General features: G+C 77.4%; 12 protein-coding genes. 2 read left to right on the top strand and 10 right to left on the bottom strand.

The annotated features are described in order from the left end of the window. On the bottom strand, nucleotides 1–582 hold a 582-nt coding region (locus OSB71_RS21140), incomplete at its 3' end, for an aminotransferase class III-fold pyridoxal phosphate-dependent enzyme (protein WP_265950322.1). A gap of 106 nt (nucleotides 583–688) precedes the next feature. Continuing rightward, the gene (gene ectA, locus OSB71_RS21135; RefSeq protein WP_416237304.1) at nucleotides 689–1,204 is read right to left on the bottom strand and encodes a diaminobutyrate acetyltransferase; all 516 of its coding nucleotides are present in this window, start codon (nucleotides 1,202–1,204) and stop codon (nucleotides 689–691) included. 507 nt (nucleotides 1,205–1,711) lie between these two features. Between ectA and OSB71_RS21130 the strand changes: the two genes are divergently transcribed. Continuing rightward, nucleotides 1,712–2,809 carry an amidohydrolase family protein gene (locus OSB71_RS21130; protein WP_265950318.1) on the top strand — a complete coding sequence of 366 codons (1,098 nt, stop codon included), beginning with the start codon at nucleotides 1,712–1,714 and terminating at the stop codon, nucleotides 2,807–2,809. A 272-nt stretch (nucleotides 2,810–3,081) separates the two neighbouring features. Next, nucleotides 3,082–4,065: an SCO1860 family LAETG-anchored protein gene (locus tag OSB71_RS21125; RefSeq protein WP_265950316.1), complete on the top strand. Its 984-nt coding sequence runs from the start codon at nucleotides 3,082–3,084 to the stop codon at nucleotides 4,063–4,065. A 279-nt stretch (nucleotides 4,066–4,344) separates the two neighbouring features. Here the strand turns inward: OSB71_RS21125 and cobC are convergent, their stop codons facing one another. From cobC to OSB71_RS21085, 8 genes are read right to left on the bottom strand one after another with little or no spacing between them, the layout of a single operon-like run. After that, on the bottom strand, nucleotides 4,345–5,481 hold the full coding sequence (gene cobC / locus OSB71_RS21120; RefSeq protein ID WP_265950314.1) for an Rv2231c family histidinol phosphate aminotransferase CobC: 1,137 nt from the start codon (nucleotides 5,479–5,481) through the stop codon (nucleotides 4,345–4,347). Beyond that, nucleotides 5,459–6,379, bottom strand: a complete 921-nt coding sequence (locus tag OSB71_RS21115; RefSeq protein ID WP_265950313.1) for a sirohydrochlorin chelatase — start codon at nucleotides 6,377–6,379, stop codon at nucleotides 5,459–5,461. The genes cobC and OSB71_RS21115 overlap by 23 nt, the downstream gene beginning before the upstream one ends. Continuing rightward, entirely contained in the window at nucleotides 6,376–7,014 is a 639-nt protein-coding gene (locus OSB71_RS21110) for a precorrin-8X methylmutase (RefSeq protein WP_265950311.1), read from the bottom strand. Before OSB71_RS21110 ends, OSB71_RS21115 begins: the two co-directional genes overlap by 4 nt. Beyond that, entirely contained in the window at nucleotides 7,011–8,726 is a 1,716-nt protein-coding gene (cobJ, locus tag OSB71_RS21105; protein WP_265950310.1) for a precorrin-3B C(17)-methyltransferase, read from the bottom strand. The genes OSB71_RS21110 and cobJ overlap by 4 nt, the downstream gene beginning before the upstream one ends. Then, nucleotides 8,723–9,991: a precorrin-6y C5,15-methyltransferase (decarboxylating) subunit CbiE gene (cbiE, locus tag OSB71_RS21100; RefSeq protein WP_265950308.1), complete on the bottom strand. Its 1,269-nt coding sequence runs from the start codon at nucleotides 9,989–9,991 to the stop codon at nucleotides 8,723–8,725. The genes cobJ and cbiE overlap by 4 nt, the downstream gene beginning before the upstream one ends. Continuing rightward, nucleotides 9,984–10,934, bottom strand: a complete 951-nt coding sequence (cobM, locus tag OSB71_RS21095) for a precorrin-4 C(11)-methyltransferase (protein WP_265950307.1) — start codon at nucleotides 10,932–10,934, stop codon at nucleotides 9,984–9,986. The genes cbiE and cobM overlap by 8 nt, the downstream gene beginning before the upstream one ends. Next, the gene (gene cobI, locus OSB71_RS21090; protein WP_265950305.1) at nucleotides 10,931–11,665 is read right to left on the bottom strand and encodes a precorrin-2 C(20)-methyltransferase; all 735 of its coding nucleotides are present in this window, start codon (nucleotides 11,663–11,665) and stop codon (nucleotides 10,931–10,933) included. The genes cobM and cobI overlap by 4 nt, the downstream gene beginning before the upstream one ends. Further along, nucleotides 11,662–13,074: a cobyrinic acid a,c-diamide synthase CobB gene (locus OSB71_RS21085; protein ID WP_265950304.1), complete on the bottom strand. Its 1,413-nt coding sequence runs from the start codon at nucleotides 13,072–13,074 to the stop codon at nucleotides 11,662–11,664. The genes cobI and OSB71_RS21085 overlap by 4 nt, the downstream gene beginning before the upstream one ends. Nucleotides 13,075–13,078 lie beyond the last annotated feature (4 nt).

The following is a 13,078-nucleotide window of genomic DNA, read 5'->3' as shown; positions in this document are numbered from 1 at the left end:
CTCCAGCAGCCGCTCGAACCAGATGAAGTCCTCCGTCGAGCCGTCGAGGTAGGCGTCGAAGGGCATCGGGGTGCCGTGGACGAGGGGGATGCCCGCGCCCGCGCGCTTGAAGGCGTTGCCGGTGACGGCCAGCGAGCCCAGCGACATGCCGTGGAAGGCGTTGGTGAAGGACACGATGGACTCGCGGCCCTTGACCTTGCGGGCCAGCTTCAGCGCGGCCTCGACGGCGTTGGTGCCGGTCGGGCCGGGGAACATGACCTTGTAGGGCAGGTCGCGCGGGCGCAGGATGACGTTCTGGAACGTCTCCAGGAAGGCCCGCTTGGCGACGGTGGACATGTCCAGCCCGTGGGTGACGCCGTCGCGGTCGAGGTAGTCGATCAGCGCGCGTTTGAGCACCGGGTTGTTGTGGCCGTAGTTGAGCGAGCCGGCGCCGGCGAAGAAGTCCAGGTAGGTGTGGCCGTCCTCGTCGTACATGTGGCTGCCCTGGGCCCGGTCGAAGATCGTGGGCCAGCCGCGGCAGTAACCGCGGACCTCAGACTCCAGGGTCTCGAAGACGCTCAGGTCAGGCTGGGTGATGGTCACGGATGGCTCCTGGGAGTGAGTCGTGAAGGTCGGGAAGTCTGTGGGGCGCGGTGCGTGGCACCGCGCGGGAGCGGCGGTGCGGACGGCGCCGCGGTCCGCGGTGCCGTCAGGTCGCGGCGCCGACGAGGACCGGGATGGGGCCGATCTGGTACAGCACCTCGGGCTCGTGCTCGTCGCCCGGGAACACCTCGCCGTCGAAGAGCACCTCGCGCTCCAGCCCGGCGCCGTGCCGCTCCGCGAAGGAGGTGAACAGCTTGTTGGAGGGGGCGTTGTCCGGCGTGATCGTCGTCTCCATGCGGTCGGCCCCCAGCTCCTCGGCCACCCGGGTGAACAGCCCGTCCAGCATCGCCCCGGCCAGTCCGCGTCCGCGCTGGCCGTGATCGACGGCGACCTGCCAGATGAGCAGGGTGCGGGGGTCCTGGGGCCGGACGTAACCGGTGATGAAGCCGACCGGGTCGCCGTTCCCGTCGCGAGCCACTACGGAGGTGGCGGCGAAGTCGCGGCACCACAGGAGGTAGCTGTACGAGGAGTTCAGATCCAGCACCTTGGAGTCGCGGGCGATCCGCCAGATGGCGGCGCCGTCGTCGACCCGTGGAGTGTCGAGCTTCAGCCCCTCGGGCATTTCGATGAATTCGCTTCGGGCACGTGCATGGTCAGCTTGTGCGGGGGTCATGTCGATTCAATTTACCCAGGAAAAATTGAGATTGCATCGCGTGCTGGGGTTTCGCGCGGCGCGTTGATGTGTTATCGCGCGCGGGCGTGCCCGGGCTCCAGGTCGGGGCAAATTTGCTGGTCATGTCGGACATGCCGCCACGGAACGCCGCCCCTGTGGGATCTGTCACAGGTGCATAACGACCGTGACACCTGACCGTGACACGGGCTTCGCGGCCCCCTGGATAAAGAAGTGTGTTTGACCTGGACGAATCCGGGAAGAAGCTTACGGGCGGCTACGCAGAATAGCGAAATTACCGCACGCTTCGGAGTCAGTCGTAAAGCGATCGCAGCGTCGCACGAATTCACTCCCCCCACAATCCCCCACCGCGCCGGCGCACCGTCGCCGCCCGCGAGCGCCCGCGTCCGCGCCCCCGGAGGCCGGGCGCACCGGGGGCGCGACCTACAGTGCGGTGGCATGACGACAAGCGCGGTGCTGCACATCACGGGGCGGGTGCTGGTGGGCCCGGAGGACGTACGCGACGAGGTGTGGGCGGTGGACGGCCGCCTGACCTACGAACGCCCGGCGGCCGCGGCGCTGCGCGACGTCACCCGGGTGCGCGGCTGGGCGCTGCCGGGCCTGGTGGACGCCCACTGCCACGTCGGCCTGGACGCGCACGGAGCGGTCGACGAGGCGACGAGCGAGCGGCAGGCGCTCACCGACCGGGACGCCGGGACGCTGCTCATCCGCGACGCCGGCTCGGCCGCCGACACCCGGTGGATCGACGAGCGCCCCGACCTGCCCGAGATCATCCGCGCGGGCCGCCACATCGCGCGCACCCGCCGCTACATCCGCAACTACGCGCACGAGATCGAGCCGGCGGACCTGGTCGCCTACGTGCGCCGCGAGGCGCGCCGCGGCGACGGCTGGGTGAAGCTGGTCGGGGACTGGATCGACCGGGACGCCGGCGACCTCACCGCCTGCTGGCCGCGCGAGGCCGTGGCGGCGGCGATCGCCGCCGCCCACGAGGAGGGCGCCCGCGTCACCGCCCACTGCTTCGCCGAGGACTCGCTGCGCGATCTCGCGGAGGCCGGTATCGACTGCGTGGAGCACGCCACCGGGCTGACCGAGGAGACCATCCCGCTCTTCGCCGAGCGGGGCATCGCCATCGTGCCGACGCTGGTCAACATCGCCACCTTCCCCCAGCTCGCGGACGGCGGCGCGCGGAAGTTCCCGCGCTGGGCCGACCACATGCGGCGGCTGCACGAGCGCCGCTACGACACCGTGCGCGCCGCCTACGACGCCGGCATCCCGGTGTTCGTCGGCACGGACGCGGGCGGTTCGCTCGCCCACGGGCTGGTGGCCCAGGAGGTGGCCGAGCTGGTGCGCGCGGGCATCCCGCCCCTCCAGGCGCTGTCCGCGACGACGTGGGGGGCGCGGGAGTGGCTCGGCCGCCCGGCGCTGGCCGAGGGCGCCCCGGCCGACCTGGTCGTGTACGACACGGACCCGCGGGCCGACGTGCGGGTGCTGGCCGGTCCGCGCCGGGTGGTGCTGCGGGGCCGCGTCGTGCAGTAGGCGTGCGGCGGGCGAGCGCGGCGGCGGACGTGCGCGGCGGGTGTGCGGCGGCCGTGCGCCACGGCCGTGCGGCAGGGGCGCCCCGGGCGGCCGGCCGGGGGCGCGGGTCGTGCGGGTGTTCGGCAATGCCCCGTCCGGGTGAACCGCCCGGGGAACCGGGGCGGGCGGCGCGCGGCGGCGTCAACGATGTGCGGGTCCCCGTCACCGGTGCGAGCGATGTCCCCCGTCGGCCCGCGCCGGTGGCACCCGACCCGTCCGTGGGAGTCCCTGCCGTGAAGAAGTCCGTCCTCAGCCTGCTCGCCGCCGCCGCGCTCACCGGCGTGGCGGCCATCCCCGCCCACGCCACCGGCGAGGACGGGCAGGCCGGACGCGCGGGCTCCGCCGCCGCCGCGGTGCTGCGCGCACAGCTCGACGTCTCCCTGCTGGACGACGCCGTCCAGGTGCCGCTGCGGACGAGCCTGAACGCCGTCTCCGCGCCCGCCCCCGACGGTGGCGCCGAACGGGCGGGCGGCACCGCGCTCACCGCCGAGCTGGACGGCGTGCAGGGCGGCGAGCCGTTCAGCGTGCTGCGCGCCGACGTGGCCGAGTCCACGGCCGAGGTCACCGAGGACGCGGCGTCGGCGGCCGTCACCCTCGCCCGGGCCAGGGTGCACGTGCCGGGGCTGCCGCTGCTCTCCCTCGTCGAGGTCGAGCAGGTCACCGCGAGGGTGGTCTGCTCCGTGGGCGAGCCCGCCGTCGCCGAGGCCGACGTGCTGGGCACGGTGAAGGTGCTCGGCCGACGGGTGGCGCTGAGCGCGGGCGGGCCCACCGCCGTGCGCGTCCCCGGCGTCGGGGAGGTGCGCCTGGAGCTGTCCCAGCGCGAGACGGCCGCCGACCGCGCCGCCGCCGGCGCGCTGGAGCTGACCGTGTCGGTCAACCCGCTGGACCTGGGCGTCGCCGAGGTGACGGGCAGCGTCACCCTGGCCGAAGCGAGCTGCCGCACCCCCGCCCCCGGCGAGGAGCCGCGGCCCACGACGCCGCGGCAGTCCCCCCAGCCGCGGGAGTCCGAGCGGCCCGAGGAGGCCGCGCCCGAGGAGCGGCCGGAGGGCGCCCGGCCCCAGGGGGAGCACGAAGCGCGGGTGACGCAGCCGCAGGACGAGCCGCACCTGGCCGCCACCGGCGCCCGGTCCGGCACCCCGTACCTGCTGGGCGGGGCCGCCGGGCTGCTCGGCGTCGGCGGCGCGCTGCTCCTGCTCCGCCGCCGACGCCAGGGCTGACCGCCGGACGGTGCCCCGGGCTGCCGGACGGGCCCCGGACGGGCCACCGGGCGTCGACCCCTGTGGGGCCGCCCGGCGGCCCACGCCCCGGGCCGGCCCGGCGCGGCGGCCGGGGCCTGGTGCCGCGTCGTCAGGGTTTGCCCGGCAAGGAGCGGCGTCCGGCGCGGTGCATCGCAGGGCGCCGGATCGGCCTCGTGGTGGGCCTACTCGGTCGATTCGGCAACGCCGCGAGGCGCCGTGCCGGGCGTCGCGACGGGGCAAACCCTGGCTGATGCGGCACTAGCGGACCCCGGCCGCCGCGAGGGCCCGCGCGAGCCGGTCGCTGGTCGCGCGGTCGCGCACCGCAAGGCGCAGCCACTGCGGTCCGAGCCCGGGAAAGGTGTCGCCGCGCCGCACCGCGAAGCCCAGATCGCGCAGCCGCTCGCGCACCCGCGCGGCCCGGGGGTGCCGGATCAGCACGAACGGCCCGGCCGGCTCCGGTGTCGCGTGGCCGATCTCGCCGAAGTCGCCCAGCACCGCGAGCAGGTGGGCCCGGTCGGCGGCGACGGTGCGGGCCACCCGGGCCGCCTCTTCGCGGGCCCGCTCCGTGCAGCACGCCTCGGCGGCGGCCAGCGCGGGCGTGGCCACCGGCCACAGCGGCTGCTCCGCCGCCAGCGCCCCGACGGTGGCGGCGTCGGCGAGCACGTACCCGATGCGCAGCCCCGCGAGTCCCCAGGTCTTGGTGAGGCTGCGCACCACCACCACGTGTCCCGGCAGCGTCCCCAGCAGCGGGACGAGGGACTCCGCCTCGCCGGGCACGGCGTCCAGGAACGCCTCGTCGACGACGAGCGTGCGCCCCGGCCGGGCGAGCGCGGCCAGCGCCGGGGCCGGGTGCAGCACGGAGGTCGGGTTCGTCGGGTTGCCGACGACCACCAGGTCCGCGTCCGCGGGCACCGCGCCGGGGCGCAGCCGGAAGCCGTCCCGGGCGCGCAGCAGCACCCGCTCCACCGGGTGCCCGGCGTCGCGCAGGGCGGCCTCCGGCTCGGTGAACTGCGGGTGCACCACGACCGGGCGGCGCGCGGAGCAGGCCCGGGCCAGCAGCACGAACGCCTCCGCGGCCCCGGCCGTGAGCAGCACCTGCTCCTCGGCCAGCCCGTGGTGCGCGGCCACCGCCCGGCGTGCGGCCCGCCCGTCGGGGTAGGCGGCCAGTGTGTCCAGCGACCCGGCGATCGCCGCCCGCAGCCAGTCGGGCGGCGTGCCGGTGCGCACGTTGACCGCCAGGTCGGTCAGCGTGCCGGGGGCGTCGCGCACCTCGGCGTCCCCGTGGTGGCGCAGGTCCACCGCGTCGGCCGCCGCGCGCCCCGGCCGCCCCGCGCCGTGCCGCCGCTCCGGCTCGCCGCCGTGCCCGGCGCCGTCAGTGCGCGTGGGCGTGGCCATGGCCGTGGTGGTGATGGTGGTGGTGCCCGTCGTCGTCCGGGTGGAAGTGCGGCTGCTGCGGCGCGCCCACCTTGTCCTCGAACCCCGGCAGCGCGATGCGGTACACGCAGGAGTCGCAGTTCATGCGGATGTCGCCGTCCAGCGCCTCCTGGTAGCGCTGCCACACCAGGTCGGCCAGCTCGTCGGTCGGGCCGATGACGTCGGCGACGCGCACCTCCGTCTCGGGGTGTGCGTCCGCCCAGCCCCGGGCCTGGAGCGTCACGCGCTCGGGCAGGATGCCGGTGAACAGGAAGTAGGGCAGCACGACGACGCGGCGGGCGCCCAGCGCGCGGCAGCGGTCCAGGCCGGAGGCGACGTCGGGGGCGGCCAGCGAGACGAAGGCGGTCTCCACGCCGGCGTAGCCGCGGCCCTCCCACAGCAGCCGGGCCGCCTTGTGCACCTCGGCGTTGGCGTCCGGGTCGGTCGAGCCGCGGCCGACCAGCAGCACGGTGACGTCCGCCCGGTCGGCCGGGGTGCGCACGGTGCCGCCCAGCGCCTCCTCCAACCGGCGCTCGAGCACCGCGAGCAGCGAGGGGTGCGGGCCCAGCGGGCGCCCGTAGGCGTACGTGGTGCCGGGGTGGCGCTCCTGCTCGCGGGCGAGCGCGGCGGGGATGTCGCCCTTGGCGTGCCCGGCCGAGACGAGCATCAGCGGGACGGCGGCGAAGCGGCGCACCCCCTGCTCGACCAGGTCGGTGACGGCCTCCGCGAGCGGCGGCGGGGACAGCTCGATGAACCCGCCGCCCACCGCCGTCCCGGGGCGGCGTTCGGCCAGTTTGCCGACGAAGGAGCGGAAGGCCTCGGCACCGGCCTCGTCTCGGGTGCCGTGGCCGACGAGCAGCAGGGCGGGCGGGGTGGTCACGGAGTCTCCTCGGGGGTGGAAGGGGGCGTGGCGGCCCGGCCGGTGGGGCCACCGGCCGGGAAGGGGGTGTAGAGCAGGGCGTTGAGCGCCGCCGCGGCGACGGCCGAACCGCCCTTCTCCGAGCGGTTGCTGACGGCGGGCAGGCCGCTCTCGCGCAGCGCGGCCTTGCTCTCGGCGGCGCCGACGAACCCGACGGGCAGCCCGACGACCAGCGCCGGTGCGACGTCGAGCGCGATGAGTTCGAACAGGGCGGTGGGCGCGCAGCCGACGACCCACACGGCGCCGGGCCCCACCTGCGCGTAGGCCAGGCGTACGGCGTGCGCCGAGCGGGTCAGCCCGGGGCCGGCCTGCGCGTCGGCCAGCCGGCACACCGTCTGCCGCCGGGTGATGCCGGCCGCGACCATCGCCACGTCGGTGACCACGGGCGCCTGCCGCTCGTGCAGCGCGGTGTGCGCGGCGCGCAGGTGGGCCTCGTCGGTCACCAGGTCGCTCGCGTACTCCAGGTCCGCGCTGGAGTGGATCACCCGCTCGACCACCGCCCGGGTCAGCGGCGGCAGGTGCCCGGTCTCCAGCCGGGAGCGCAGGACGCGGTAGGACTCCTGCTCGATGGGGTGGACGATGCGGGGGTCGCTCATGCCCGGGCCTCCTGCCAGCGGTAGCCGCGCGGCGTGACCATCCGGCCCGCGACGGCGCGGGTGGCAGTGTTGCCGACGGTGACGACGGTCATCATGTCCACGTCCGCCGGGTCCAGTGCGCCCAGCGTCGTCAGGCGCACCCGCTCGCCCGGGCGCGAGGCGTTGCGCACCACGCCGACGGGGGTGTCCGGGGCGCGGTGCTCGGCCAGCAGGCCCAGCGCCTTCGGGAGCTGCCAGTCCCGGCCGCGCGAGCGCGGGTTGTAGAAGGTGACGACCAGGTCGGCGGCGGCGGCCGCGGCCACCCGGCGGGCGATCACCTCCCAGGGCGTGTGCAGGTCGGAGAGGCTGATCGAGACGTGGTCGTGGCCCAGCGGCGCGCCCAGCAGGGCGGCGGCGGCCAGGGCCGCGGTGACGCCGGGCACCCCGACGACGTCGATGTCCGCCGACGCCTCAGCCAGCGCCGGGGAGGCCATCGCGTACACGCCCGCGTCCCCGCTGCCGATGAGCGCCACCGCGTGCCCGGCGCGCGCCTGCGCCACCGCGGTGCGGGCTCGCTCCTCTTCGGCCCCGAGCCCGGACTCCAGCACCCGCGTGCCGGGGCGCAGCAGGTCGCGGACCTGCGCCACGTACTGGTCAAGGCCCACCAGGACGGACGCGCGGCGCAGCTCGTCGCGGGCGCGCGGCGTGAGCAGGTCGCGGGCGCCGGGCCCCAGACCGACGACGGCCAGCCGGCCGCGCGGCCGGCGGCGGGCGACCGCGCAGGTGGCCATGGCGGCGGCCCCCGGCGCGGGCTCCGACTTGCGCTTGGGCACCAGCAGGTCGGCCCCGGGCCCGGCCTCCCGCAGCGCGGCGGCCTCGGCCACGCTCGGCGTGCCCACCGCGTCCCGCGGCGCCCGCGAGGGATTGGGCACGGGGATCTCGGCGAGCGCGGCCGCGGGGTGGGCCCGCAGCGGCACGCCCAGGTGCTCGGCGGCGGCCACGAGGCCCGGCTCCCCGGCCTTGGCCTCCACGGTGGCCAGCGCCGCCACCGAGCGCGGCGACAGGCCGGCGGCGGCCAGCGCGCTCCCGATCAGCGTCAGCACCTCCTCGGCCGACGCGCCGCGGCTCGCCCCGACGCCGACGGTCACCGTGGGCGGACGCAGCACCGCCTGCCCCTTCTCCGGCTCCACGGCCAGGTCGCTGACCAGCAGCGACACCGCGCCGTCCGCGTCCGCCGCGACGTTGGGCGGCAGCGCGGGCAGCGGGTGGACGGCGTCGGAGACCAGGCGGACCGGTGACCCGTCGAGCATCGCCCGGGAGACGGCGGCGACGGCGCCCTCCACGGGCCAGCCCAGCGTGTCCAGACCGGGCACGCCGGTGGCGTCCGTGGCGGTGGTCACCACCGGGCGGCAGCCGGGGAACTGCTCGGCCACCCGGTCCGCCAGGGCGTTCGCGCCGCCCGCGTGGCCGCCGAGCAGGGCCACCGCGTGCCGCCGCGCCTCGTCCACGCAGACCACGCCCGGGTCCTCGCGCTTGTCGCGCAGCAGCGGGGCGAGCAGGCGGACGGTGGCGCCGGTGGCCAGGAAGCACACCAGTTGCTCGCACTCGGCGAACGCCGCGCGCACCGCGTCCGCGACGGGCCCGGGGTAGCGGCGGGTGCGGTCCGGCCAGGCGGCGGCCAGCCGGTCGCAGGCGGCGGCGCCGGCCGCGGTGGCGGAGATCAGGCCGATCACGGGGAGACTCCTTGTGAGCTGGTCGCAGGGGTCCTGTTCCCCCACAGGACGAAGACGGGGTTCACGGCGGCGAGCCGGGTGACGTCGCCGGGCAGCGGCGCGAGCCGGGCCGACTGGAGCTGCACGCCGGCCGCGTCCAGCCCGGCCCCGGCCAGCGCGGCGCGCACGGCGGGCACCCGGTCGAGCGCGGCGAGGGTGACGACGACGCAGCGCCGGGCGCGCCGGGCGCAGGCGGTGACGACGTCGGGCAGGTCCCGGCCGCCGCCGCCGACGAAGACGGCGTCCGGGTCCGGCAGCCCGGCCAGCGCCCCGGGCGCGGTGCCGTGCACGGTCTGCACGTCCACGCCGTGCGCGGCGGCGTTCGCCCGGCAGCGCGCCACGCCGTCCGCGTCGCGCTCGACGGCGACGGCCGCCGCGCCGAGCCGCGCGCACTCCACGGCCACCGAACCCGAGCCCGCGCCGACGTCCCACACCAGGTCCCCGGCGCGCGGGCCGAGCCGGGCCAGGGCCAGCGCCCGCACCTCGTACTTGGTGATCATCGAGTCGCGGTGGGCGAAGGCCGCCTCGGGCAGCGCCCAGCCGGCCGGCCGGTCCGGGGCGCCGGCCAGCGTGCGCCGCTCCGGCGCGACGGCGCGCTCGGGCGCCAGGCACAGCACGACGCTCACCGGCTCCGGCCACGGGCGGGCGGCCGCCTCGGCGGGCGAGAGCCGCGCCACGGTCTCCCGTGCGGTGCCCAGCGCGCTCGCCACCACCAGGGTGCGGACGATGCCGGTGCCCTCCAGGGCCGCGCCCAGCTCCGCGGGGCCCGCGCCGGGTCCGGTGAGCACGGCCGTCTTGGGGTGCGCGCGGCAGACGTTGACGGCCGTGCGCAGGTCCCGGCCGTGCGCGCTCACCACGGCGGCGTCGTCCCAGGGCAGCCCGGCGCGGGCGAAGGCGACCGCGACCGACGGCGCCGAGGGGCGCACGTCCAGCCGCTGGGGGCCCAGCCGCTCGGCCAGCGCCCGCACGATGCCGAAGAAGCCCGGGTCGCCCGAGGCCAGCACCCACACCCGGGGCGTGCCGGGCGCGGCCAGCTCCGCCTCGATCGCCGCCAGGGCGGGCGCGAGCGGGCCCAGCACCACGCGCCGGGCGCCCGGCGGGAGCGCGGCGGCCGCCAGGTGGCGGCGGGCGCCGACGACGAGGGTCGCGTCCCCGGCCACCGCGGGGGCCGGGCCCGGCGCGGTGCCGGTGCCCACGACGGTGACCCGGGGGTCCGGTCTAGCCACGACCGCCCCCGGCCTCGCCGGAGCCCTCCGGGCCGCCGGGGCCGGGGTCCTCCCCGCCGCCCGGGCCGGGGGACGGGTGGTCGCCCGCGCCGCGGCCGGGGCCGTGCGCGGGGCCGTGCTCGCCGGAGCGCCGCGCGGCGCGCAGGGCCCGCCGGGCGGCGGGCTCCGCGCGGCGGTACCCGTGGAAGTGCCCGGGGTGGTACAGGTGCGAGCGGGTGCCGGAGGCGGCCAGGGCCGGGCCGACGAGGAAGAGGGTGTGCTTCCAGAGCTTGTGCTCGCGGACGGTCTCGGCCAGCGTGCCGAGCGTGCAGCGCAGGAGCAGCTCCTCCGGCCACGTCGCCTGGTAGGCGATGATCACCGGGGTGTCCGGCGGGTAGCCGCCCTCGGCCAGCTCGGCGGCGAGCTGGCCCGAGCGCGCCGCCGACAGGAACAGTGCCATCGTCGTGCCGTGCCGGGCGAACTCGCGCACCTCCTCGCCCGGGGGCATCGGCGTCTTCCCGCCGCCCAGCCGGGTCAGGATCACCGACTGCGCGACCTCGGGAATGGTCAGCTCGCGCTGGGCCAGCGCCGCCACGGCCGAGAACGCGGACACCCCGGGGATGATCTCGACCTCGATGCCCAGCTCGTGGCAGCGGTCCACCTGCTCCTGGGTGCCGCCCCACAGCGCCGGGTCGCCGGAGTGCACGCGCGCCACCCGCAGCCCGTCGCGCTGGGCGCGCGCGTACACCGCGAGCACGTCCTCCAGCGACAGCGTGGCCGAGTCCAGCACCTCCGCGTCCGGGGCGGCGTGGCCGAGCACGTCCTCGTGCACCAGGCTCGCGGCCCACACCACCACGTCCGCCTCGGCGATGGCCCGCGCCGCGCGGAAGGTCAGCAGGTCGGCGGCGCCGGGTCCGGCGCCCACGATCGTCACCTTGCCGGGTGCGGCCTCGGTCGTGCTCACAGCTTGCCTCCGCGGGCCGTGCGCCGCGCGGGCGCGATCAGGGTGGACAGGTACGGCAGCGGCGCGTCCCCGAGCCGCGCGGCCGGGCGGATCGACTCGCCGGGCAGCCCCAGCGCCGAGCCCCACACCGCGCCCTCCAGCCGGCCGGTGCTCTGAAGCGCCCTGGCCACCTCGCCCGCGATGCGCCCGAACTTGTACGCCACCACCGTGCCGGGGCCCTCCAGGGCGTCCCTGAGCACGGCGGGGCCCGCGGTCACCGGCACGAGCGTCAGCGGCTCGGTGCCCTCGGTCAGCACCGCGCCGCTGCGCGCGGCCAGGTCCTGCATGGCCGTCACCCCCGGCACCGTCTCCACCGCGGCCTCGGGCACCAGGTCGGACACCGTCTGCGCGAGGTAGGTGAACGTCGAGTACACGTTGGGGTCGCCGATCGTCGCGAACGCCACGGTGCCGCGCTCGCGCAGCAGTTCGGCCACCCGGGCGCCGGCCGCGTCCCAGGCGGCCTCCCGCCGGGCGTGGTCCTGGCGCTCGTTGAGCGCGAAGACGACGCGCACGACGCGCTCGGGCGCCACGTAGTGCAGCACGGTGGCCTCGGCCCGGCCGCGCTCGCCGGTGTCCATGACGGGCACGACGACGACGTCGGCCGCGCGCAGGGCGTTCACGCCCTTGACGGTCACCAGTTCGGGGTCTCCGGGGCCGACTCCGACCCCGGTCAGCTTCGGTCGCGTCCTCATGCGGCACACCTCTCCGTGAAGCGCCGGGCCAGTGCGGGCTCGGCGGCCCAGTGCACATGCAGGTAGGAGGCATGCACGTTCTCCTCGGCGAACCCTTCCGTCCGCCGCAGCGGCCGGGTCAGCCCCCACGCGGGCGAGGCGCCGGCCCCCGGCTCGGTGGCCGTGCGGTGGAACTCGTGGCCGCGCACCCGCGTCCCGGCCGCCGCCAGGACGCTGTCGCCCACCGCCACCGCCTCGCGGTACCCCAGCGTCAGCCGCTCCGTCATCCGCGCAGAGACGTCCAGGACGCCGCACATCGGCGCCCCGTCCAGCTCCCGGCCCAGGTACAGCAGCCCCGCGCACTCCGCCGCCACCGGGCCGCGGAAGCGGGCGAGGTCGGCGCGCAGCGGCGCGTTGGCGCTCAGCTCCGGCGCGTACACCTCCGGGAAGCCGCCTCCGACGACGACGCCCGCGGTGCCCTCGGGCAGCCGCTCGTCGCGCAGCGGGTCGAAGGGGACGACCTCCGCCCCGGCCGCGCGCAGCAACTCGGCGTGCTCGGCGTAGGCGAAGGTGAACGCCGCACCGCCCGCGAGGGCGATCAGCGGACGCCGCCGCGGCCCCCGGGGCGCCCGCGGCCCACCGGGCCCGTCAGGGGCCCCGTCGTCCCCGGCGCCGCGCGGCGCGGCGGCCGCGGCGAGCGCGTCGGCCGGCGACCACGGTGCGTCGGGCAGCGGCGGCGCGCTGCGGGCCAGCGCCAGCACGGCGTCCAGGTCCACGCCCGCGCGCACCTGCTCGGCCAGCTCCGCGACCGACTCCACCGCCTCCGCGCGCCGCTCGGCCACCGGGACCAGGCCCAGGTGCCGGGCCGGGGTGCGCACCCGCTCGCGCCGGCGCAGGGCGCCCAGGACCGGCACCCCGGTCTCCGCCAGCGCTTCGCGCAGCAGCTCCTCGTGGCGCTTGGAGCCCACCTTGTTCACGATGACCCCGGCCAGCCGCACCCGCGGGTCCCAGGAGGCGAAGCCGTGCACCAGGGCGGCCACCGACCGCGCCTGCGCCGAGGCGTCCACCACCAGCACCACCGGGGCCCGCAGCAACTTCGCCACCTGCGCCGTCGACCCCGTCTCGCCCTGCCCCGACGCACCGTCGAACAGGCCCATGACGCCCTCGACGACGGCCAGCTCCGCGCCCGCCGCGCCGTGCAGGAACAGCGGCGCGACGCGCTCGGGACCGCACAGGTAGGGGTCCAGGTTGCGGCCCGGGCGCCCGGTGGCCAGCGCGTGGTAGCCGGGGTCGATGTAGTCCGGGCCCACCTTGTGCCCGGAGACGGCCGTGCCGCGGGCGGCGAACGCGGCCATCAGCCCGGTGGCGACGGTCGTCTTGCCGCAGCCCGAGGAGGGCGCGGCGATGACGACGCGGGGGAGCGGGGTCACGCGA

Source organism: Streptomyces marinisediminis, assembly GCF_026262575.1.
Lineage (GTDB): Bacteria > Actinomycetota > Actinomycetes > Streptomycetales > Streptomycetaceae > Streptomyces > Streptomyces marinisediminis.
The sequence above is the reverse complement of the archived record's forward strand: the minus strand, read 5'-3'. Positions and strand labels throughout refer to the sequence as shown.